Annotated in this window: 19 protein-coding genes; 8 read left to right on the top strand and 11 right to left on the bottom strand. The window is 29.7% G+C overall.

Translation table 11 applies throughout. From position 1 onward, the window contains the following. Positions 1-1,725 carry an ATPase gene (locus tag ACMC9J_RS01720; protein ID WP_427003458.1) on the bottom strand — a complete coding sequence of 575 codons (1,725 nt, stop codon included), beginning with the start codon at positions 1,723-1,725 and terminating at the stop codon, positions 1-3. Positions 1,726-1,886: 161 nt separating this feature from the next. On the opposite strand from ACMC9J_RS01720, the gene ACMC9J_RS01715 reads away from it, so the two are divergent. From ACMC9J_RS01715 to ACMC9J_RS01700, 4 genes are read left to right on the top strand one after another with little or no spacing between them, the layout of a single operon-like run. Further along, on the top strand, positions 1,887-3,122 hold the full coding sequence (locus ACMC9J_RS01715) for an LL-diaminopimelate aminotransferase (RefSeq protein WP_427003457.1): 1,236 nt from the start codon (positions 1,887-1,889) through the stop codon (positions 3,120-3,122). Positions 3,123-3,131: 9 nt separating this feature from the next. Next, positions 3,132-3,827 (top strand): DUF6882 domain-containing protein, encoded by a 696-nt coding sequence (locus ACMC9J_RS01710; protein WP_304129515.1) that lies wholly within the window; start codon positions 3,132-3,134, stop codon positions 3,825-3,827. A gap of 4 nt (positions 3,828-3,831) precedes the next feature. Then, the gene (locus ACMC9J_RS01705; RefSeq protein ID WP_427003456.1) at positions 3,832-4,416 is read left to right on the top strand and encodes a DUF6891 domain-containing protein; all 585 of its coding nucleotides are present in this window, start codon (positions 3,832-3,834) and stop codon (positions 4,414-4,416) included. 10 nt (positions 4,417-4,426) lie between these two features. Continuing rightward, positions 4,427-5,011, top strand: a complete 585-nt coding sequence (locus tag ACMC9J_RS01700) for a hypothetical protein (protein ID WP_427003455.1) — start codon at positions 4,427-4,429, stop codon at positions 5,009-5,011. Positions 5,012-5,049: 38 nt separating this feature from the next. On the opposite strand, the gene ACMC9J_RS01695 is transcribed toward ACMC9J_RS01700, so the two are convergent. The 7 genes from ACMC9J_RS01695 to ACMC9J_RS01665 form a co-directional block, all read right to left on the bottom strand. Next, positions 5,050-6,432, bottom strand: a complete 1,383-nt coding sequence (locus tag ACMC9J_RS01695) for an MFS transporter (RefSeq protein WP_400253737.1) — start codon at positions 6,430-6,432, stop codon at positions 5,050-5,052. Between the two features lie 111 nt (positions 6,433-6,543). Beyond that, positions 6,544-7,935 (bottom strand): MFS transporter, encoded by a 1,392-nt coding sequence (locus tag ACMC9J_RS01690; RefSeq protein ID WP_427003454.1) that lies wholly within the window; start codon positions 7,933-7,935, stop codon positions 6,544-6,546. Between the two features lie 99 nt (positions 7,936-8,034). Further along, a complete protein-coding gene (locus ACMC9J_RS01685; RefSeq protein WP_019268144.1) occupies positions 8,035-8,649 on the bottom strand; it encodes a hypothetical protein in 615 nt (204 codons plus the stop codon). A gap of 1 nt (position 8,650) precedes the next feature. Next, positions 8,651-10,420 carry a glycosyltransferase gene (locus ACMC9J_RS01680; protein ID WP_427003453.1) on the bottom strand — a complete coding sequence of 590 codons (1,770 nt, stop codon included), beginning with the start codon at positions 10,418-10,420 and terminating at the stop codon, positions 8,651-8,653. Between the two features lie 11 nt (positions 10,421-10,431). Then, the gene (locus tag ACMC9J_RS01675; RefSeq protein ID WP_019266960.1) at positions 10,432-10,842 is read right to left on the bottom strand and encodes a response regulator; all 411 of its coding nucleotides are present in this window, start codon (positions 10,840-10,842) and stop codon (positions 10,432-10,434) included. 15 nt (positions 10,843-10,857) lie between these two features. Then, positions 10,858-12,708: a sensor histidine kinase gene (locus tag ACMC9J_RS01670; protein WP_427003452.1), complete on the bottom strand. Its 1,851-nt coding sequence runs from the start codon at positions 12,706-12,708 to the stop codon at positions 10,858-10,860. A gap of 15 nt (positions 12,709-12,723) precedes the next feature. Next, positions 12,724-14,604 carry a sensor histidine kinase gene (locus ACMC9J_RS01665; RefSeq protein WP_427003451.1) on the bottom strand — a complete coding sequence of 627 codons (1,881 nt, stop codon included), beginning with the start codon at positions 14,602-14,604 and terminating at the stop codon, positions 12,724-12,726. Between the two features lie 356 nt (positions 14,605-14,960). On the opposite strand from ACMC9J_RS01665, the gene ACMC9J_RS01660 reads away from it, so the two are divergent. Together ACMC9J_RS01660 and ACMC9J_RS01655 are read left to right on the top strand one after the other, a co-directional pair. Next, positions 14,961-15,983, top strand: coding sequence for an adenylosuccinate synthetase (locus ACMC9J_RS01660; protein WP_019266964.1), 1,023 nt, complete (start codon positions 14,961-14,963; stop codon positions 15,981-15,983). 165 nt (positions 15,984-16,148) lie between these two features. Continuing rightward, positions 16,149-17,099 (top strand): ABC transporter substrate-binding protein, encoded by a 951-nt coding sequence (locus ACMC9J_RS01655; protein ID WP_295870563.1) that lies wholly within the window; start codon positions 16,149-16,151, stop codon positions 17,097-17,099. Positions 17,100-17,316: 217 nt separating this feature from the next. Here ACMC9J_RS01655 and ACMC9J_RS01650 read toward each other — a convergent pair whose 3' ends face one another. Together ACMC9J_RS01650 and acs are read right to left on the bottom strand one after the other, a co-directional pair. Then, complete coding sequence (locus tag ACMC9J_RS01650; RefSeq protein ID WP_427003450.1) at positions 17,317-17,766, bottom strand: hypothetical protein; 450 nt, start codon at positions 17,764-17,766, stop codon at positions 17,317-17,319. A gap of 75 nt (positions 17,767-17,841) precedes the next feature. Then, entirely contained in the window at positions 17,842-19,938 is a 2,097-nt protein-coding gene (acs, locus tag ACMC9J_RS01645) for an acetate--CoA ligase alpha subunit (protein ID WP_427003449.1), read from the bottom strand. A gap of 369 nt (positions 19,939-20,307) precedes the next feature. Between acs and ACMC9J_RS01640 the strand changes: the two genes are divergently transcribed. Further along, complete coding sequence (locus ACMC9J_RS01640) at positions 20,308-21,228, top strand: DUF2121 domain-containing protein (protein WP_303999291.1); 921 nt, start codon at positions 20,308-20,310, stop codon at positions 21,226-21,228. A 14-nt stretch (positions 21,229-21,242) separates the two neighbouring features. Further along, positions 21,243-22,166 (top strand): MBL fold metallo-hydrolase, encoded by a 924-nt coding sequence (locus ACMC9J_RS01635; protein ID WP_019266969.1) that lies wholly within the window; start codon positions 21,243-21,245, stop codon positions 22,164-22,166. On the opposite strand, the gene aroC is transcribed toward ACMC9J_RS01635, so the two are convergent. Beyond that, positions 22,163-23,257 (bottom strand): chorismate synthase, encoded by a 1,095-nt coding sequence (gene aroC, locus ACMC9J_RS01630; RefSeq protein WP_427003448.1) that lies wholly within the window; start codon positions 23,255-23,257, stop codon positions 22,163-22,165. The genes ACMC9J_RS01635 and aroC overlap by 4 nt on opposite strands. Positions 23,258-23,260 lie beyond the last annotated feature (3 nt).

The following is a 23,260-nucleotide window of genomic DNA, read 5'->3' as shown; positions in this document are numbered from 1 at the left end:
TTAATATATTTTTTTAATGTCTTTTGGATTAATAGTAATTTTTTTACCTCTGTATTTTACAGATATGTCATTACCTCTAATTCCATAGACTTTACTTGAGTATGATTCACCGTCATGCTTAAAGATAATTTCAGCACCTTTGCGAAGAATTACTTCATCATTGTTTATTTTTATTTTAAGATTATTTTTTTCTGGTTTTTCTTTTATTTTAAGTGTTTGTGATGCTTTTTCTGTTTCAGAATTTTTAACCATGTTTAATACTTTACGTGTATTTTCCTGTCTTAGTAATTGTTCTTGAGTTGGTTCAGTGTAATCATAGTCACTTGGATACTCTTCATGCCTTTCATTTATGATAGGTTCATATTCTGGAAATGCAGGTTCTTCTTCTTTGTATGTACCAACATTTCTTAAATACATTTCATCTGTAATGTGTTCTTTTTCATTTATTTGATTTTCCGGTGCAAGTTTTTCTTTTACTTCATTGAATATTTTAGAGTTTTTAATAGTGTTTGTTATTTTAGCTAAATCTTTTCTGTAGTCTAAATCACTTAATACATTTTCTTCTGGTTCTTCTTCATCTTTAAATAATTCAGATTCTTCTAATGGAGCTCCAAATTCATAATCCTCTTCAACAGCTGGGAGAACAGTTAATTCATCTTCTTTTGATTCGATTTTAGTTGGAGATTTTAAAGTTGGTGTTTTTATTTCTTCATCATTAGCTAAAACATCTGCAATATTTTCTTCCTCAGGTGTTTTATCTTCTGTTTCATCTTCAATTAAAATATCTTTAATATTTTCTTCTTTTGAAACATCATCAGTAATTTCTTCTTTTTTATCTTTAGCTAAAATATCTGCGATACTTTCATCTTTAGGTGTTTTTTCTTCTTTTTTACTGGATTTAATTGCATTAGCTATATCTTCAGTATCTGATTTTTCTTTAACTTTATCTTTAGTTGTGTCATTAACAGCATCATAAAAATTAACTTCTTTTTTACTTTCAGCTGGTGTTTCAGTAATGGATTCAATTGAATCTTTTTTAATTTCAGTTATTGGAGATTCTTCTTTTTTACCTTCTTTCATTTGTTTGATACTTTTTTTAATTTCTGTCGTATCTTCTTTTTCTTTTCTGATGGTTTTAGATTCTTTTTCCCTTTCATTATCTTTTCTTTTTGATTCTTTAATCAATTCATCGATACTGAATAAATCTTTTAATTCATGTTTTGGTTTTTCTTCCAATGAAATATTATTTTCATTTTTTTCTTTTTTCATGTTTTTATTATTTTTACTCATAATATCCATCTGGGTTTCGTTAATTGGTTCTTGGAACTTTTGAACTTTTGTTTCATAATTAAAATTTATAGGTTTTCCTGGTTCTTCTTCTTTTGTTTCTATTTTGTTGGAAAATAGGTGTTCATTGGTTTCAGGAACAATATAGCTATTGAAGTTATCTTCCGGTATTTGACCTTGTTTTCTTAAGGAAGTACCTTTAGGCTGATCTTGTTTAGAGAAGTATGTTGAAACAAAAGATTTAGTTGGAGCGGTTTTTGATAAATTATTTTGATTATTTTTATTGGATGGGATTAATCCATCTAAACTATCCTTAGATAATAAAGGAGAGTTGTCTTTTTCTAATTCATCTTTTCTAAAATACAATTTTACGATAATTATAGCGATTATACCAATTATCGCAATATTAATCCACACTAATATAGTAGTTTCATTCATTTTTTCTCCACTTCCTTATTGAAATTTTATAACTTATAATTATATATCAGTTATTTATAATTATATAGTTTTAGATTTTTTAAAATTTTTAAAAAGCAGTTAGTTTATATATTCTGATAGCTAAAATATAAATTATATTAATAATTATATGAGGTTCAATCATGGTTGTTAAAATTAATGAAAACTATCTTAAATTAAAAAGTAGTTATCTTTTTGTTGAAGTAGCAAGAAGAGAAGCTGAATTCCAAAAAAATAATCCTGATGCTGATGTTATTAAAATGGGTATCGGAGATGTTACTAAACCATTAGCTCCTAGTGTTATTAAAGCATTTAAAGGTGCTGTTGATGAAATGGGTAAAGCAGATACATTTAGAGGTTATGGTCCTGAACAAGGATATGATTTTTTAGCTGAAGAAATTATTAAAAATGATTTTGAACCGTTCGGAGTTTCTCTTGACACTGATGAAGTATTTATTAGTGATGGAGCTAAATGTGATACTGGTAATATTCAGGAAATTTTTGATTTAGGTAATAAAATAGCTGTTACAGATCCGGTTTACACAGTATATGTTGATACTAATGTAATGGCTGGAAGAACTGGTGAAATGAAAGATGATGGTATGTATGAAGGACTTACATATTTAAAATGCAATGCAGAAAATGGATTTGTTCCGGAACTTCCAAAAGAAGATGTTGATATTATTTACTTATGTTATCCAAATAACCCAACAGGTACTACTCTTACTTATGATCAGTTAAAAGTCTTTGTTGATTATGCAATTGAACATAAAGCAATTATTTTATTTGATGCAGCATATGAATGTTTCATTCGTGAAGATGATGTGCCTCATACTATTTATGAAATTGAAGGTGCTAAAAATGTAGCTATTGAATTCAGAAGCTTTTCTAAAATGGCAGGTTTTACTGGTACCCGTTGTGCTTACACTGTTGTTCCTAAAGAATTAATAGGTTATGACAGCGAAGGTAATGAGGTTCAGTTAAACCAATTATGGAACAGAAGACAAACTACAAAATTCAATGGTGTTTCTTATCCTGTTCAAGTTGCAGCTGCTGCAGTTTATTCTGATGAAGGTAAAAAAGAAATTAAAGAAACTATTGACTATTATATGGAAAATGCAAAAGTAATCAAATCTAGCTTAGAAGAATTAGGTCTTGAAGTTTATGGTGGAGTTAATTCACCTTATATATGGGTTAAAACTCCAAATAATATGGATTCATGGGCATTCTTTGATTTATTATTAAATGAAGCTAATGTAGTTGGAACTCCAGGTTCCGGATTTGGACCAAGTGGTGAAGGTTATTTAAGACTTACTGCATTTAATACTTTAGAAAATACTAAAGAAGCAATGGACAGAATTTCCAAATTAAATTTTTAGGTGTTTTTTGTGAGGAAAATTGAAAAACCAGTTGAAATTGAACAGGGTGATTCATTTAAAGTTATCTTATCTAAATACGGTGCTTTAGCTTTAGATAAACAGGAAAACTTATCAGAATTAATCGGAGATTTGGAAGGTCAGTTGGATATTGAAAAAGGTGTATTAACATTTAGTGATGATATTTCATTCAATGTTCAGATTTTAGGTTTCTTCAATGAAGAAGCTAAAAAATGGTCCTGGGCATGGGATAATGAAAGTATAGGATTTGATGAAAGTCTAATTGAAGCTGCAAAAGAAATTCATGAAATAGGTTTAAAATATGAAATCGGCCAATTTACAACTCCTGAATTTGAAACAACTTTTGATGATTGTCATATATGGGCAATGGTAGCTACTTCTATTTTAAAAATGGACGGATACTATGGAGTTAATATGGAAGGATTGGATATCTTTGTAGCTATTAAATCTGATTTGATAGTTGAAAACAATTCAGTTCTTAAATTCAGAGATACATTCTACACTTTCCAGAAGAATTTTGAAATTTTCCCAAAAATAGCTTTTGAATCATATACAAAACTTAAGGGCTATCCTTTCAAACAGAAAGAAGAGTTTGCTGTCGCTAAACTTGGTGAAAGTCGTATTATTGCAAGTTTCACTGAAAGAGGTAATGTAACTCACATTCAAATGCTTTTAGAAGATGAGTGATTTTATGAATCAGGAATTAGTTGATGAAATAGAATATACAAAAGAATTATTAGCTAATTCTGGGTTTTTCAACAGGGAAGATATTATAGAAATATTGGAAGAGCAGTTCATTGAAGAGGACATTGATTTTTCCAATATTGAAATATCTTTTAGTCAGAAGGATAACTCTAACTTTAAAGTATTGGAAAATGCTTTTATCAAATTAGCCGGTGAAAACATTATAGCTATTCATAACTGCGGTTATGATATTGAAGAGGGAGTAACTGATGCCTTTGAGTTATTTGTTCATCTGAAAAACAATAAATATGACCCTGTGGGTTTTTGTTTTTACACATTTTGGGATGTTGAGGAAGCTATTGAAGACAATAAACTGAAAATCACTTTTGGAGATTTTGAGAATAATCCTGATAAAGCTTTGGAAATTGGAAAAATTGTTTTCAGCACTTTAAAAGAATCTAATTTTGATGTTAATTGGGACGAAACAGTTAACAACCAGATTGAAATTTCCATTGAATGGGATAAAATTTTTGATGAAAATAAGGAATATGAAATGGAAGGCGCTTTTGAAGCATATATAAATAATAATTAGGTGTTTGAAAATGAATTCAAAATCATTAAATTTAATTGAGGAAGTTATAACTTCTTTTGGAATGTGGGATTCTTTAGAAATAGCTCAAGATTCAATATATCTGGAATTTAGTGATGTTGAGTTAGGAAACCCTAAATATAATGATAGTTTAAATTTATCCTTCAGATTTTCAGACAAGTCATTTATTGTCTTTTTTTATAATAACATCTGGGATGCTGAGTTTTTAGCTAATTTTGATTTTAAAAACCATTTCATTAATGAAGATTTTGTTTTAAAAGTTGAAAAAATTAAATTTTTAGATTTTGAATATCTGAATACCTTTTTTTATAATTATGCAAAGGAAAAAGTACTAACTATGGATAATGAGTTTGATATTCATAATATTAGAAATGATTTCTTTGTTTTACTTGAAACAAATGAATTAGCTATTGTTGTTGGTGGAAATAAAATGGATTTCTTTTTTAATAATTTAAAATTAGACAGTGACAGCTTAAAAGAATTATCTAATCAGTGGGTTCTTTATTTTTTAAAATATCGTTTGAAAAGAAATATTATTATGAAAGACCCTATGTGTGAGCATAACACATTAATTTAAAATAAAATTAATAGCTGTTAATTTAAACAGCTATATTTTTAAAAATACAGTTTGTCCTTGGATTTGTAACCCATATGACAGACAATAAAACAAAGAGCACTGATTATAGTTATAATCAGTAATGTTATTTGGGAACAGGAAATCAGCTGCGGATAGTTAGATGGCTGAATTATTACATTTCCCATCATTATTGCAAAAATCACAGTTAATATTCCAGTACTTAATGTTTGACCGAGTATTCTCATTGTAGCTACTGCACTTGATGCCATTGGAGTATCTTTTGGTGGAACACTGCTCATTATAGTGTTGATGTTTGGACTTGCGAATAATCCGTATCCTATACCCTGCAATGCAAGTGATACAAGTACAATTACAATTGATGTGTCTTTATCAAGAGGTACAAGTAGGATTAAACCGACAGTTACAATTATCATTCCGATTGTTGCAATTTTTTGAGGATCAATTCTATCGGATAATTTTCCTGCTGCCGGAGCTACAATAGCCATCAATAATGGAAATGTAATTAAAATCAGTCCTGAAAGCTGTGAATCAAAGCCACGTACATACTGGAAATTGTAATTGACAATTGTAGTTACTACAAAGGTAGCTATGTAACTTAATATACTGGCTATATTACTTGATAAAAATTTCTTATTTTTATATAATTTTATGTCATATGCAGGATATTTGGAGTTTAACTCAATTTTACCAAATAAAATCAGTAAAAGCACTCCAGCAACAGTTATTATAAATCCTATTGCTGTATTGAATATTGAAAATCCGTAAATCAATAATAATATTCCAATTGCAAAGACCAGAGACCCTTTCAAGTCGAATTTTTCATTTTGGTATTTGAACCATTCCTCTTTTATTGTAAAAAGCAATATGAGGTTTAATAATATAAAAGGAATCATTACCCAGAATATGGATTCCCAGCCGAAATTATAGGTTAGACTGCCTCCAAGTACTGGTGCCAGTGCAATTCCGATATATGTGCAGCTTACAGTTATTCCCAGTGCCTGACCTCTTTTTTCAGGCCTTATTGCTTCAGCAATTATTAACATTGAATCTACACAAAGGCCGGCACCTCCGATTCCCTGAATTACCCGGAATATTAATAATTCCGGAATTGTGTGTGATAGGGGAGTTCCAATACTTCCGATTAACATTAAAATTACAGAGTAAATAAATGTTTTCTTAACTCCATATCTGCTGCAGAGCTTTCCTAAAGGAATAGCTAATACTCCCATTGTTAATAAAAATATATTTGTAACCCAATTTTGCATTATATTACTTAATCCAAAAATTTCAGCCATTTTAGGCAGTGCAACAGGCGTAACATTCCCCATGTATGCACCGTAAAATGTGGCAAGAGAGGCTACAGTTATAACAATAAAATCTCTTTTTTTATTTGCATTCATAAAAAACAACTCTCTTTTTTCTTTATTATAATGTAGTTTGTATTTTTTAAGTAATATGCTATTTTCTATTTGCTTTTTTTTTTTAAAAAAAGAGGATAATGGGAGGTTAAATTATCTTTGTGTGGTGTTTAGTTTATCATTGGAGTTCATTCCTACAAGTGATGCTAAAACACTTATGACTCCAAGTACTGTTGAACATATTAAAGCTAAATGACAGCTTTCACTAAGTTGGGGATATACACTAGGTGTTATAGCCACATTACCCATTACAAATGCAAAAATAACTGTTAATATGCCTATACTTAATGTCTGACCGATAACTCTCATGGTAGCTACTGCAGCTGATGCCATGGTTGTTTCATTTGGAGGAACACTGCTCATTATTGTATTTGTATTTGGGCTGCTGAACAGTCCATATCCGACACCTCCAATCATCAATGCAATAATTATGATATATACTGATGTGGAGTCATCCATTGTTGTCAGTATTAATATAGCTATTGTTGCAAGACCCATTCCAAGTGCTGAGAGCTTTTGAGGATTTATCAAATCAGACAATTTTCCTGACTGCGGAGTTACAATTGCCTGCATTACAGGCATACTGATTAAAATCAGTCCGGTCATTTGCGCATTCCAGCCTAAAATATATTGGAAATGGTAATTGATAATTGTAGATACACTAAAAATGGAAATATAACTTATTACGCTGGCTATATTGCTTGATAAGAATTTATGGTTCTTATATAATCTTACATTAAATATAGGATATTTCTGTTTCAATTCATAGTAAATGAATATTATTAGAAATATTACTCCAACTGCTGTAATTGCCTGTCCTGTTAGTGTATGCAGTTCTGTAAATCCATACATAAATGCTGAAATTCCAATTCCATAAAAAACACTTCCTTTTATATCAATAGGATCATTAGCATCTAATTTCCATTCTTCTTTGATTTTTAAATATGTAAGTGCCACTACAATAAAGCTTACAGGAAGTGTTATTGCAAAAATACTTTCCCATCCAAAATTGTATGTTAAAGTTCCACCTAATACCGGAGCTAATGACAGTCCGATATAGACTGCAGCTATGTTAATTCCCAATGCACGACCTCTTTGATTATTTGGAACAGCTTTTACAATCATACTTACTGAAGATACAAAAATTGCAGCAGATCCTATTGCCTGAATAAATCTGAAGAATAATAACATTTCAGTATTTATAGCTACTATTATTCCTGCAGTTCCTATGAAAAATACAAGAGCACCATAAAAGAATGATTTTTTAAGTCCTTTTTGTGCACAAATTTTTCCAAATGGGACACTTAATATAGCCATTGTTAATAGATAAAGGTTTATTGTCCAGTTTTGTAGAATATTGCTTAAGTGGAATACTCGTGCAAGTTCCGGCAAAGCCATTGTTACTGCATTTGATGTGTAGGCAGCCATAAAACTAGCCAGTGATCCTACAACCACCACATAAAATGCTGTTGTTTTTTTAATCATCTGTTTTCATTTCTCCGTTTCATTGTTTTTTTTAAAATAAGAATATTAATATATTTGTTAAGTATGTACAATAAAACTTTGCCAGCAACTATAAAAAAATTAGTTTGGGAATAAATAGTTATAAATTTCATTTATTCCAGAAAAAAATCCGTTATATTCTTGGTTATGTATATTACCAATCATATCTTCGATACGATCATCTAACTCTTTAGTATAAGTTTTGTTGTTGTAATCATAGGTTGTGAAGTAATGAACTTCAATACTATAATTTGTATCCTCTTTTGGGAAAACATAGTTTACTCCGACATGATCCCATTGATAATCATTATCTCTTGAAGGATTTGAATAATACTGTTTGGAAACATTAATACCTCCTAAATCAACATTTTCTTTTTTCAATACTTTAAAACCTCCAGATTCCATAGAAGCAAATTTGGCATTTGAAATGTCGGTTATACTTGATTCAGGCCAATCATCCCATACATCAATAATAGTGTAGTTGTTTGTAATTCCATTATCTGTTTTTGCTTGACCACTAAGGTTTACTTCATCTGTTGTGTTCCAGGCTTCTGGAACTACAATATTCGAATGTCCAAATTCAATGGTTTTGTCTGTATGGACACTTAAAAAATTATTTATGGCACTCATATTAGCCACAAAAAATATTATTATAACAGCAATAACAATGCTCATAAAAATATCTCTTTTTTGCATATTATTCCTCTATTCCTTTATGTTTGGTTTTATCCCATTTTCTTTCTTTTCTAATAATCATTTTAAACATTGTTTCGAAAAATAATGGTATTAAATGGAAACAATAAATCCAATAACTGATAATGTCTTTTATAAATTTTAAAGGGCCTGCTTTTTCACGTAAAAGGGCAATAGAAATTCCTGGAATAAATGCTATTGTTGAGATTATTCCTACAATAATTGGAGCATCCATTCTAATTATAGTTACTCCATGAAATATAAACCAAGAAATTGCATTTAGTATACTAACAATAAATCCAAAGAATATGAATAAGTTAAATGCATAAAATGAAATGTGTTCGATAATCCCGTATTTCTTTATAAGTGGTAGTGGGGATTTTAAAATTTTTGGCAAATAGATGAATATGGTTTCAAAGTTACCGATAGCCCACCTTGTTCTTTGTTTAAAGAAAGACTTCCAATCAGTTACAGCTTCCTGATAAACTGCGGTTTCTCCACAATAACGTATTTGACCACCTTTAAGTAATATTTTAACGGATAGATTTAAATCTTCAGTTACTGCAAATCCGTCCCATTTTTCACCATCAAGAATAGCTTGTTTTTTAACAAATTGCCCATTACCTCCTAAAAATCCGCTTTTTCCTAAATTATCTTTAGCTATTAATGTATTTCCAAAACTTTCAAATTCTACATGCTGCATATTTGCAAGGAAGTTTTCATCTTTGTTATACATTTTAACTCTAGTTTGAACACCCTGAACTTTGGGATTATTTAAATAAGGCATAACAATATTTAAGAAATCTTTTTCTACTTGGGTATCAGCATCAAAAACTCCAATTATTTCTCCTTTTGATAAACTTAGAGCATCATTCAATACAAAACCTTTTCCTTTTCCAGATTTTGGAGGTTTTCTTGTAACAATTCTCAATATGGGAATATCTTTTTTTAATTCGGATAATTTTTCACCAGTACTATCTGTTGAACCGTCATTTACAACAATAAGCTCAAAGTTAGGTTTTCCATTTAAAGTATAATCTATTTGGCTAATGCTGGTTACTGTTTGAGCAATAGTATACTCTTCATTATGTGCAGGAATAATAATGCTAACAAAAGGAGGTTTTTCATAAGGGATAGGTTTTTCCTGTTTTTTTGTACTGCTTATAGCTAAGAAAAGCATGGTTAATGTTGGAATAAGAAGAAGCCATTGAAGCCATGTTACATTTCTAGCTAGTATTCCTGAAATTATTAATGCACTGCAAGTCACTAGAAGAAATATTGAATTTGATTTTTCAATTAAAAGTTCTTCATTTTTTTCTTTAATCCTATCTTTAGCATTTATTGTTTTTAGTGTGTTGATATTATGTTTTTTTACAGATACATCAATCATTCTTTCTAATTCTTCTATTTCAATAGGCTTTATTAAATATCCGAAGGGATTTCCAGGAATTATTTCTTCAATTATGTTATCAGTTATATCATCGATTATAGCTATATGGGGTATGTTTATTTTTTCAATTGAAGAAGTTATTTCCCTGTAACTTGAATTATTGATTTTTGTATCTAAAAGAAGTATGTTGGGAATGTCTTTTTTTATATTTTTTACAAGTTTCTTCCCATCACTTTCAAATCCAATTATTTTATATTTGGCATTGTTTAATGATTTATTTATAGAGGATATAAACTCATCATCATTACTTCCAATATAAACATGGGTTGTGTAATTTTTTGTTGTTGCAATTTGTTTTATATTCTCTTTTGTTGGCGACTTCATTTTAATCCCATTTATTCTGTAAACCCATATGAATCATTTATTTTTTTTGATTCTACTTTTGATTTAGCTATTGCTATTTTTAAAGTTTTATCTAATTTATTAATATCATATGGTTTTGAAACAAAGCCGTAAGATCCTTTTATATTTGATTTGTTAAAAGTTTCAGCATCATTGTTTGCAGTTAAATATACAACTGCAATTCCTAATTCTGATATGACTTCACTAGCTTCAATACCACTCATGTTGCCTTTTAATTTAATATCCATTAAAACAACATCAGGTAAATGTTCTGCAGCCATGTCAATTGCATCCTGACCGTTATCTGCGGTGCCGATTACTTTATAACCCAAATCTTTTAATCCGTATTGTAAATCTAGTGCAATAATTGATTCATCTTCTACAATTAATATTTTTTCTTCCATATTAAGCTCCTCTTTTTATTTATATCCCACATATTCTTGATTTATTGGAAATTTTATTTTAAATTGAGTTCCATTATTTACAGTTATTTCTAAAGTTCCATTAATCTGTTTAATTAATGATTTAATAATCATTGAACCTAAACTTTGCATTTTAGTATCTTTCAGCCCGATACCATTATCTTTAAATACAAATTCACAGGTTTCACCATCAATTAATTTCATATGTTTATATATTTGTTTATTTTTTGTATTGTCATTAAATGCATGTTTAACTGAATTAGTTGTTAATTCGTTTATTATTAATAAGAGTGGTGTAACAAGAGAAATAGGCATCCATAATTCTGGATCAATGTATGTTATAAAATTTATGTCGTTATGTGAACTCAATAAATTATTCAATGTTTCCTCTTGTTGTGTAATAGCTTCACTTACATTTAAATTTTCAAAATCTAAACTTTCACAAGTTTGTGCATGTAAAATTGATAATGAGTTTAGTCTACTTTGCATATGTTCGATGATTAATTCGGGTTCTTTTGAATATTCCCTTTTTTCCAAATTTATAAAACTATTTAATATTTGTAAGTTATTTTTTATTCTATGATGAACCTCTTTAATTATTATTTTTTGTTTTTCTATAATTTTTATATGTTCTCTTTTTTCAATATCATGTGTAATGTCAATTAAAAATCCAATAGTATGGAGTTCATTGTTCACATAAAAGTTTTCAAGTATTAATTCGCAGGTTATTGGTTTTTTTGTAGTTTTATCTTTATAAAAAGTAAAAGTTTCATCAAATTTATTTACTTCTCCGGATTCCATTTTTTTTAGTTTTTCAACTACTTTTTTTTCTCCAATATGTTTATAAATATTATAATTATGAGTATATTCTTGTTTTTTTACTCCAATAATATTATAAAAACCATCAGTAAATGAATAAGTCACTGGATTAAATGGCTCTAGTAATAGTGCAAGTTTTTGAGAATGTGTAAATCCATTTAAAATATAATCAATTGGATTAAGAATACTTGAATCTAATTCTGAGCTCATATCTTTAAAAAAACCATAAATTCCCACATATTCATTATTATTGTATTTTGGATATAAATTACATTCTAAAGTTTTTATTTTCCCATTTTCAGTTTTAATCCTAATTTTTTCTTTTATTTCCATTTTTCTTGGAAGATTTTCATGCATGGCTTTTTTAATTTTTTCTTTATCTTCTTTAAGTGCCAGATCAAAGATTATATTATAATATTTGTCAGAAGACTTTTGATGTCTGCCTAAAATATTGTATATTCCATTTGTCCAAGCATATTTATTATTTATTTTATAATAGCTGCCTGTTTGTGACATATATTCAATCAAATATAATTTATCACTGTGATTCTTAATTGCGGAAGTTTTGGTAATTGATTCAGCTTCATAATTGTTAATAATGTATATGTACCCATTTTTTTCCATTATTGTTGTAGTTAAAATTAAACTTAGTGTATTCTCTTCAAAATAGAGTAATCTTAATTTTTCAATTTTGCTCTTTTTATTTACAACTTTTTTAACATGTTCCTTGAATAGATCATGATAAAATGGGAGACATTCACTAAAACGTCTTCCAAGGATATCTTTAGGGTTTATATTTAATCTTTGCAGTAATGTTTTTCCAAATCGTGTGACTATTAAGTCTTCTCCATTATCAACAGGAATGAATTGATTAACGTCAGATGAAATTTGATTTAAAATAGATTCAAATTCAAGGGGTTCAACATCTGTAACTTTCGGGGAATTATAAAATATTACTTCTTTACTTAAATCATATATTTTTACTTCTTCGACTTTTTCTATTGGGAAGTATTTTTTTTCAATATTCATTTTTTGAGACCTTAATTATAATTTATTATTTTGTATATCATATGTATCTTCTTTAATTGGGAATATTATTTTAAATCTGCTTCCGTTTTCAGGAGTGTTAATTTCGAGAGTTCCATTTATCTGTTTTGTTAAAGATTGAATAATATTTAATCCTAAATGTCCTTCTTTATTCTCAATTTTTTTAATTCCCTTACCGTTATCTGTGTATATAAGTTCACAAGTTTCATTATTAATTAATTTTGCACTTTTTGTTATTATTTTTTCTTGATTTTCATCATTTTTAAATGCATGTTTAATTGAATTGGTTGTTAATTCATTAATAATTAACATTATTGGAGTTGTTATTGAAATTGGCAAACAAATATCAGGTTCAATATTTGAAATAAAAGTTATATCTTTATTTTTACTTAATAAATTATTTAATGCAGTGTCTTGGTTTTCTATGTTTGTTTTTAAGTTTAAGATTTCAAAATCACCATTTTTACATGTTTGATTATGTAAATCAGCTAATGATTGTAATCTACTTTGCATATGTTCAATAACCAATTCTGGTTTATCTTGATAAACTTTTTTTTCTATATTAATAAAACTATTCAATATTTGGAAATTGTTTTTTATTCTATGGTGAACTTCTTTGATAATTATGCTTTGTCTTTTTGCATATTCAAGTTGTTTACTTTTTTCAATATCTTTTGTAATATCAATTAAAAATCCTAAATGGTGTATTTCATTATTTATGTAAAATGATTCAAGAGATAATTCAATAATTTTCTTATTCTCTTCTGATTTATTCGGGTAATATGTAAAAGTTTCATTTAGTTTATTTATTTTTCCATGCCGTATGCCGTTAATTTTTTGAACTATATCTTTTTCTTCTATATTTTCAATAATATGTTTCCAATTATTTTTATAGTCGTTCTGTTTATCTAGTTCTAAAATTTCGTAAAATCCTTCACTAAATGAATATTTGCTGCTAAATGGTTCTATAAGCAGTGCTAATTTAGAATTTTTTATAAATCCATTTATTAAATAATCCATACTTCTATTTTTTTCAGTTAATTCATGACTAATATCTTTAAAAAAACCAGTTTTACTTATAATTTCATTATTTTCATCAAATTTTACATAAACATGGATGTCAAGATATTTAATATTGCCAGTTTTAGTTTTGATTTTTATAATTTCTTCAATATGTGCTGATTCAGGGCCTAGATTATTTAATAATTTTTCAACTTTGTGCTGGTCTTCATCAACTACTAAATTAAAAACAATATTATAATATTGGTCGTCAATTTCAGGAGTTCTATTTATTATGTTATAAATTCCGGAGGTCCAAGTATACTTGTTTTTATATTTGTAATAACTTCCGGTTTGGGAGAAATATTCAATTAGCTCCAATTTTCTGCTGTCATTATCCTCTTTTATTCTGGGCTTATTTTTTTCTTTCTCTGAGGAATAATCTTCAACAATATATAGTTTTCCGTTGTCTTCTAAAATAGTTGTATGGACTATTGATTGTATACGATTATTTCTATAATAATAGAGTCTTAACTTTATGGTTTTTTTGCTAGTTACTGCTTTTTTGCAATAATCTTTCAATAAATTATAATGAAATGGAAGAACATTACTATACATTCTACCTTCAACATCGTTTGAATCAAGATTTGTTTTTTGCAGAGTAGTCCAGCCTAAACGCATAACTATAAAATCATTGCCCTCACGTATCGGCAAAAGTATGTGGATGTCTGAAGGTACGGCTTTTAATAGTTTTCTGTGTTTGGGCTGGTGTATGTCCAATATCTTAGGTGATGGTTTGTAAATGTCTTTTGTGTTTATATCATGTATTTCAATTTCCGCTATGTCACTGTTTTCATCATATCTTTTTTTAACATGCATTTTTAAATTAACCCCACTTATATCCAATTTTATATTTATACTAAATTAATATATATAATATTTTGGTAGATATGCATAGAATACCTGCCCAATTTTGCCTACTTAATGCATGCCATGTATTATTTTTATTTTTTTAAGTTTTTTAATTATATTTTGAATATTTGTTTTAATTTTCATATGATGTTGATTTTTTTGAAATTTGAGTTTGTATTTTATTATTATAAAAGAAAAATGCATTGAAAATATATTGATAAGTGAGTATTTTGGAAAAGTTTTTAAAAGAGTATTGACAAAATATTTTAGTGTTGTGAAAATTTTTATTTTCATGTTTTTAAGATTATGAAAGGAGTTATTAAATGACTTGTAGTATTTTAGTCGGTGGAGCATGGGGTGACGAAGGTAAAGGTAAATGTATCACTTATCTTTGTGGTAATGATAAACCTGATATTATTGCTCGTGCAGGTGTAGGTCCAAATGCAGGACATTCTGTTGAGTTTAATGGTGAAAAATATGGTTTAAGACTCATCCCTTCTGGTTTTGTACATACTGATGCTAAACTCATGATTGGTGCTGGAGTATTAGTAGATAAAGATGTTTTATTTAAAGAATTTGAAGATTTAAAGAAATATAATGTAAAAGAAAGAACTTTTGTTGATCCTAGATGTGCTATTATTACTAAAGATCACAGAGAAAGGGACAAAAAATCAGAGCATTTAGCTAAAAAAATAGGAAGTACAGGATCCGGCTGCGGACCAGCTAATTCTGATAGGGTGTTAAGGACAGTTAAATTAGCTAAAGATGTTCCTGAACTTGAAGATTATTTGACTGATGTTTCTTTAGAAACTAATGATGTTTTAGATAATGGTGGAGATGTATTTATTGAAGGTTCTCAAGGATTTGCATTATCTCTTTACTATGGAACTTATCCATTTGTAACTAGTAAAGATACCACTGCAAGTACATTTGCTGCTGATGTAGGTGTAGGTCCAACTAAAGTCGATGAAGTAATAAATGTATTCAAAGCTTATATTACCCGTGTTGGTGAAGGACCTTTCCCAACTGAAATTTCACAAGAAGAAGCTGAAAGTAAAAATATTGAAGAATATGGTGTTGTAACTGGACGTAGGCGTCGTGTAGGTTTATTTGATATGGAACTTGCAAAAGAATCCTGTAGAATCAATGGTGCAACTCAAATAGCTTTAACCTGTGTAGACAGATTATATCCTGACTGTGCTAGAACACAAAGTTATGATGATTTGTCTGCAGAGACCAAAAAATTCGTTGAAGAAATTCAATCTGAAACTGGTGTTCCAGTAACTATTATTTCAACCGGTCCGGATTTAAAGGACACTATTGATTTAAGAAAAGAATTATTATAATTAATTAATTCCTTTCACTTTTTTTAATTTATTTTTGCTTAATTGTTGATATTTTTTAAAAAGGTTTTGTTCATGGCTTTAATTTTAAATTTTAAGAATGTTTCAGAAACTTTTATATATTGCTATTTTTAATACATATTACTGTAATTTAATTATGGTGATGATATGAATAAAAAATCAATTATAACTATTGTTATAATCGTTGCTGTTATCATTATTGCAGCTGGAGCATATATGTTTTACTCCAGTCAAGATGATGGTACAGTAACTATCGGTTATCTTCCAAGTGATCATGATGCAGCTTTATTCATTGCTGATGCTCAAGACATGTATCAAAAAGAAGGTATTAATACTAAATTAGTTCAATTCAATAATGGTGGAGACTTAATGACTGCTATGGCTAGTGGTGAAGTGGATGTTGGATATGTAGGTATCACTCCAGTATTGTCTTCAATAGAAAAAGGCGTACCAGTAAAAGTTATTTCTGGTGTACAGACTGAAGGTAGTGGAATTGTTGTAAGTAACAGTTCAGGAATTACTTCTGTTCAGGATTTAGAAGGCAAATCCATTGCTACTCCTGGAGAAGCTTCCATTCAATATATGTTGCTTAAATATTATTTAAATCAGAATAATATTGATATTAAAGATTTAAAAGTTTCTGCAATGAAAGTTCCTTCAATGAATGATGCTTTAAAATCTAATCAAATTGACGGTATGTTAACTTATGAACCGTTTGTAACTACTGCAGTTGAAAACGGCAATACTGAATTGGTTGACTCATCTGAAATCATACCTGGACATCCATGCTGTGTAGTTGCAGCATCTGATGATTTCTTAAAAGAACATCCTGATGAAGCTAAAAAAATTGTAGAAATCCATGCTAATGCTACTAAATATGTTCAAGAACATCCTGATGATGCAGTATCCCAATTACCAAAAGACATAGTAGCTAATCCGGATATTGAGAAAAAATCTTTAAGCGGAATCAATTTTGTTTCTGGATTGGATGATGCATACAAACAAAATGTAATGGACTTCATGAATATTGAAGTTGATTTAGGTGTTTTAAAAGAAAAAATCCCTGCAGATAAAATCTTTTATGATGTAACTGCTTAACTTATCTTTTGAATGTAATTTTTTATAAGTTACATTCCTCTTATTTTTTTTAGATTTTGATTCTGCCGCTGAAAGTTACAGCACTTCATTTGAAGAATCTTAACAATAGTTGATTGTAAAATAGAAAGAAGTAGCTGTGGTTATATTTGAAAGTTTTATTTTCACTTTAATATAATCAAAGCAATTTTTAATTTAAAGCACGAACTTTAATGTTTTTTTAAATATCTTTTGTGCTATCTACATAATCAATAGCTATTTTTAACAAGTTTGTAAATGTATTTACGATTTCCATAATTGCATTATCCAGATTTGCAATAGTTTGGTTCAATTCGGAATTGTCTATTCCGATATTTTTTAAATTGTCAATACTTTTTACAAGACTTTCCCTGTATTGTGGAAATATCTGATTTATATATTTAAAAAATGGTTCATATTCATTGTAATTAACTTCTTTTTGATTTAAGCTGTCTACAATATCCAAATACATTCTGTTAAAGTCTTTGGCACTATTTTTAAAAGATGGAGCTGTGTTTTCAATTTCTTCAGTTAATATTGTTATAGCTTCAGGATTGTTATTTTGAAGTTCATCTGCATTTTTTTGAATTATTTCACCGATATTTTGAAATCCTGTGTTTAATCTGGTTATAGCTATGGTATATAATTCCAAATCGATTTCATTAGTTATAGTATAACCTCCAACTAATGTTTAAAAGAAAAAAAGAGTAATTTCTCAAATGAGAAATTATAATTTGATTTTTATATCAAGAGCACTTGATCCGTTTTCGTATACGAAAATTGGGTTAATATCCAATTCGGATATTTCAGGGAAGTCTAAGGTTAACCTAGCTACTCTTTTAATAGCTTCTTTTACAGCATCAATATCACATGGTGCTTCTCCTCTGTAACCTTTAAGCAATTCGCTAACTTTAGTGTCATTGATTTGCTCATCAATTTCCTGACTGCTGATACCGTTAGCTAATTTAAAGGATACATCTTCAATAAGGTTAACGTAAATTCCACCCATACCAAATGCAATCATTGGTCCGAATTGTTTGTCTTTAATCATACCGACAATTACTTCCTGACCGGTTTCCATCATTTTTTGCACTTCCACACCGTCAGGTACAATGTCAGGATGTGCTTTTTTAGCATTAGCTATGATTTCATCGAAAGTTGCTTTAGCTTCTTCTTCACTTTCAATTCCTACTTTTACTCCACCGATATCTGATTTGTGAAGTATTTTGTCAGAAGCTATTTTAAGTACAACCGGGAATTCCATATCTGCTGCTAATTGGCTTGCTTCATCTGCATTGGTAGCTAATTTAATTGGTGCAGCTTCAATTCCATAAGCTTCAGCTACTGCATATGCCTCACTACCAAGTAAGGTGTCTCTGCCGTCAGCTTTAACTTTAGCGAATATCTCTTCTACAGCTTTTTTATCGATGTTGTCTAAATCATCAATACAGGAATCAGCTTCTCTGTGTTCCAATTCAGCATAGGTTGTCATAGCTGCAAGTGCATCTACTGCATTTTCAGGGAAAACATAAGTAGGCACATTGTGGGATCTTAGTGCATGATTTGCTGCTTCAAAGGTTGGTCCACCCATATTTACAACTAAAATAGGTTTTCCGAATTTTTCTCTTTCTTCTAAGATTGCAGCTGCAATTCCGTCTGGGTCTGCAGATGCTGTAGGACAAACCATGATGATTAAACTGTCTACTTGATCATCTTTTAAAACAATATCTAATGTTTCTTTGTACCTTTGTACTGGAGCGTCTCCTAAAACATCAATAGGGTTGTTTACACTACCTTCTTCAGGAATACCTTTCCTTAATTTTTCTTTTGTTTCTTCATCAAATTGAACAAGTTCCAATCCCTGTCTTTCCATTTCATCTACAGTAAGCACTCCTCCACCACCGGCATTGGTAATGATAGCTACATTGTTTCCTTCTGGAAGTGGTGCTTTGGAAAATGCCAATCCAATATCAAACAATTCTGCCATGCTGCTTACACGAAGGATTCCGGATTGTTCAAAAGCAGTATCAAATGCCAAGTCACTACCTGCTAAAGCACCTGTGTGAGAAGATGCTGCTTCTGCACCAGCATTACTTGAACCGGATTTAAGTACAACGATTGGTTTTTTAGCAGTGGTTTTTCTCATTGCTTTAACAAAGTTATCATCATCAGATATTGATTCTAAATAACAGATAATAACTGCAGTTTCAGGATCTTCAGCTAAATACTCCATTAATTCGGTTTCAGTTACACCAGCTTTGTTTCCAAGACTGATTACTTTACTGAATCCGATTCCTGAAGTAAGACTCCAGTCAAGAAGTGCTACCATCATAGCCCCACTTTGGGAAATAAATGCAATATTTCCTTTTGGTGGCATCATTTGTGCAAATGAAGAGTTTAATGGAGTGTGGGAATCTGTAATTCCTAAACTGTTTGGTCCAATAATATTTATACCATATTCTTTACTAAGTGCAACTAATTCTTCTTCTAATTTTGCACCTTCTTCTCCAATTTCTTTGAAACCAGCACTAATAACTACCATGTTTTCTACGCCAGCTTCACCACAGTCTTTTATTGATTCATTTACAAAAGCTGCAGGAATGGACATAATTACTAAGTCCACCTTTTCAGGAACATCTTTAATATTTTCATATGCTTTTAACCCTTGGATTTCTCCTCCTTTTGGGTTAATTGGGTATACTTTTCCGTTATATCCTCCAGAGATGATATTATCTATGATAATATAACCTACTTTACCTGGGGTGTTTGAAGCTCCGATTACAGCAACTGAATCAGGTTTAAACATTTTATTGAGATCTTTCATAGGTTTTTTCTCCTAGTTCTTTAATTTTTACCATTATTTAAATTATAATTTTTATGACGTTATAATTTGTAATGATAAATAATTAAAAATTATTATACTACTATTTTATGTTCTATTGTTATATAAAGATTGTTGTTATGAACAGTTCTATATCTTTTTAATAATTTTAACAGTATCTTTTGATACTTTGGTTAGTGTTATAACGAATTTTTTTGCTTATTTTTAGAAGATAAATTTTTTTTAATGGAAATTTTTTTACAGTTGTATCAAAATTTGATGAAAATATATAACTTATAATAAATATAATATTATATTAACTTAAATTATTATAATTAATTTTTATTCACTGTTAATTTTAGGGGTTAGGAAATGAGTTTGATTATTGCTTATATTGGAAAAAAAGGATGTGTAATGGCTAGTGATAAAAGAAGAATTGGTTATTTTGGAAATAAAGAGCAGTTAAATGCATTGGAATCCGAGTTATATAGTGGCAAAATAAAAAATGATGAGGAGTTTAAAAAGAAAGCTGATGAATATGGCATTGCAATTAAGTTAACTGAAGATGCTACTAAAATAACTACTGTAGGAAATTGTGTAAGAGGGGAAGTCACTACTAAAAAAGCCTTTGAAACATACAGAAAAAGAATTTATGGAACTACAATGGGTTACCAAATAGTGGAACTGTCAGGCTCTGAAACTGTTTCCAGAGAAGCTGGTGAAAAAGCGATTATTGTATTCGGTAATAAATTTGCCAAACAGGAAGCAGAAAAGCTAATAAATAAAAAATGGAAACCTTCATTAAGTTTAAAATATATGGGTGACATCTTTGAAGAGATATTAACTGAAATTTCTAGAAAAACACCTACAATTGGAAATGAGTTTGATGTTTTAATCAAACAGCCTAAATTCAATAAATCAGAAGCTCAAAGACATCTTAATGTAAGTATTGACAAGGATATTAAGGTTTTATCTAAATTCAGACAAAAACTGCAGGAAGATTTAATCCAAAAAAATAAAGAAATAGCGTTAGCTGATAAAATTATTGATAAGGGAGATATTGGTGAAGTTGTTTCAGTCGATGGAAAAATGCTTCATGTTAAATTAAATAGCAAAACACAGGCTTTTGATGGAAATTGGAAACAGATAGCTAAACCAAATGAAACTGTTTTTATGTTCAGCGACAATGGTGATGCAGAACTTGGAGATAAGGTAGTTATCCAGAATGAAAAATTATGTCTTAAAAAGGACAAATCCAATCTTAAGTGTGATATAATTTTATGTGGTTTATAAAGGGGATTTTTTAAATGAAAATAACATTTTTAGGTACTGGAGGTGGAAGGTTTTCAGCTATCAGTCAACGAAGAATGACTGGCGGTTTTAGAATTGATAATCTGAACGGGAAAAACTATCATGTTGATCCAGGTCCTGGGGCACTTGTTAGAACTTACCAATTCGGATTTGACCCAAGAAACTTAGATGGTGTTTTTGTTTCTCATGCACATACTGACCATTATAATGATGCGGAAATTCTCATTGAAGCCATGACCAGAGGAATGACCAAAGAATATGGTGTTGTTTTAGGAAATAAAAGTGTTCTTGACGGTTATGAGAGATGGGGTCCGGGAATTTCAAATTATCATCAAAGTCATTCTAAAAAATATGTTCTGGAGCCAAATCAGGTTGAAAACATTAATGGCTGTTCTGTTAAAGGTACAAAAACAGTTCATGGTGACCCTGAAGGTGTAGGATTTCAGATTGATTATAAAGGTTTTAAAATATCCTATACTTCAGATACGGGATATTTTGAGGATTTGCATAAATACCATGAAGGAGCAGATATTTTAATAGCTAGTGTACTTAGGCCGGGAAATAAATCTATTAGGGGTCATTTATGTTCACGTAATTTTATTGAGTTATTAAAAGAAGTAAAGCCAAAATTAGCTATTATGACTCACTTTGGTCTTAAAATGTTAAGTATAGATCCAATTGATGAAGCAAAAAGAATAACTAAAGAAAGCGGTGTAAAAACATTAGCTGCTTTTGATGGGATGTCTTTTGAAGTAAATACTCAAAATCCTGCAAGGATTCGCATTAAAACATTAAAAGATGTCAATTCTCAGATTCACAGTTCAAATATTGATTTAAATAGAAGAGAGAGGAAAAATACTTACCAGGCTTCATTAAAAAATGGAGAAAATGATGAGCTTACAATTGGAAGAAACGGTTAGATTTCCAGATTTGAAGGATGAATATATCCGGATCTAATCATATGGTCTGCAAGAACAATGGCTACACTGGATTGAGCTACAATAGTTGCTCTTGGACAGATACAGGGGTCATGTCTTCCTTGGATACTTATTTCTTTTGCTTCCATTTTTTCCAAGTTAACTGTTTTTTGACATTTTGAAATTGAAGGAGTAGGTTTAACTGCGATTCTTGAAATAATAGGCATGCCATTACTTATTCCACCAATAATTCCTCCGGAACTGTTGGTTGATGTGTAAATTTCATTATCTTCAATATAGTATTCATCATTAATCTCTGATGCACTGCTTGTAGCTACATCAAAACCAAAACCGATTTCCACTCCTTTTACAGCATTTATATTCATTAGAATTCTGGCTAAATCACCATCAAGCCTTTCAAATACTGGTTCTCCAAGCCCTGCAGGAACTCCGACAGCTACTGTTTCAACAATTCCGCCAATTGAATCCCCTTCCTGTTTTTTAGCCAAAATTAATTCTTCCATAGCTTTAGCAGCTTCTAAATCACCACATCTTACGGAATTTTTCTCAACATTTTCTTTTACAGTATCAAAATCATTGCTGTGAGCCATTATGTCACCGATTTGAACAACCTGAGAAACAATTTCGATATTTTTTGTTTTTAAAAGCTTTTTAGCTATTGCTCCTGCAATTACATGACCTATAGTGATTCTTCCGCTTCCGCGACCTCCTCCATTGTAGTCATAATTGCCATATTTGCTCATCCAACCGTAATCTCCATGAGATGGGCGGGGAGTGTTTTTAAACATTGAGTAATCTTTGGAATGCTGATTATTGTTATAAACAATTCCTGTAATAGGTGTTCCGTCAGTTTTACCCTCAAAAATTCCTGATAAAATCTGAACTTTATCTTCTTCTTTACGTGGTGTTGTTACTCCGCTTGTTCCAGGTTTTCGTTTGTCCAGTTCTTTTTGAATATCTTCAGGACTTAATTCAAGATTGGCAGGACATCCGTCAATAACTGCTCCAACAGCTTTTCCGTGACTTGATCCGAAGCTGGTTACTGAAAACATTTTTCCGATTGTATTTCCCATATT

Source organism: Methanobrevibacter intestini (assembly GCF_047402955.1).
GTDB lineage: Archaea > Methanobacteriota > Methanobacteria > Methanobacteriales > Methanobacteriaceae > Methanocatella > Methanocatella intestini.
This window is presented reverse-complemented; position numbering and strand designations above follow the sequence as displayed.

Bases quoted from the DNA above. Each gene is read 5' to 3' on its own strand.
- ACMC9J_RS01670 (WP_427003452.1), bottom strand. From the start codon at position 12,708: ATGAATATTGAAAAAAAATACTTCCCAATAGAAAAAGTCGAAGAAGTA.
- ACMC9J_RS01665 (WP_427003451.1), bottom strand. From the start codon at position 14,604: ATGCATGTTAAAAAAAGATATGATGAAAACAGTGACATAGCGGAAATT.
- ACMC9J_RS01655 (WP_295870563.1), top strand. From the start codon at position 16,149: ATGAATAAAAAATCAATTATAACTATTGTTATAATCGTTGCTGTTATC.
- acs (WP_427003449.1), bottom strand. From the start codon at position 19,938: ATGAAAGATCTCAATAAAATGTTTAAACCTGATTCAGTTGCTGTAATC.
- ACMC9J_RS01720 (WP_427003458.1), bottom strand. From the start codon at position 1,725: ATGAATGAAACTACTATATTAGTGTGGATTAATATTGCGATAATTGGT.
- ACMC9J_RS01715 (WP_427003457.1), top strand. From the start codon at position 1,887: ATGGTTGTTAAAATTAATGAAAACTATCTTAAATTAAAAAGTAGTTAT.
- ACMC9J_RS01695 (WP_400253737.1), bottom strand. From the start codon at position 6,432: ATGAATGCAAATAAAAAAAGAGATTTTATTGTTATAACTGTAGCCTCT.
- ACMC9J_RS01635 (WP_019266969.1), top strand. From the start codon at position 21,243: ATGAAAATAACATTTTTAGGTACTGGAGGTGGAAGGTTTTCAGCTATC.
- ACMC9J_RS01690 (WP_427003454.1), bottom strand. From the start codon at position 7,935: ATGATTAAAAAAACAACAGCATTTTATGTGGTGGTTGTAGGATCACTG.
- ACMC9J_RS01680 (WP_427003453.1), bottom strand. From the start codon at position 10,420: ATGAAGTCGCCAACAAAAGAGAATATAAAACAAATTGCAACAACAAAA.
- ACMC9J_RS01705 (WP_427003456.1), top strand. From the start codon at position 3,832: ATGAATCAGGAATTAGTTGATGAAATAGAATATACAAAAGAATTATTA.
- ACMC9J_RS01685 (WP_019268144.1), bottom strand. From the start codon at position 8,649: ATGCAAAAAAGAGATATTTTTATGAGCATTGTTATTGCTGTTATAATA.
- ACMC9J_RS01700 (WP_427003455.1), top strand. From the start codon at position 4,427: ATGAATTCAAAATCATTAAATTTAATTGAGGAAGTTATAACTTCTTTT.
- ACMC9J_RS01640 (WP_303999291.1), top strand. From the start codon at position 20,308: ATGAGTTTGATTATTGCTTATATTGGAAAAAAAGGATGTGTAATGGCT.
- aroC (WP_427003448.1), bottom strand. From the start codon at position 23,257: ATGGGAAATACAATCGGAAAAATGTTTTCAGTAACCAGCTTCGGATCA.
- ACMC9J_RS01675 (WP_019266960.1), bottom strand. From the start codon at position 10,842: ATGGAAGAAAAAATATTAATTGTAGAAGATGAATCAATTATTGCACTA.
- ACMC9J_RS01660 (WP_019266964.1), top strand. From the start codon at position 14,961: ATGACTTGTAGTATTTTAGTCGGTGGAGCATGGGGTGACGAAGGTAAA.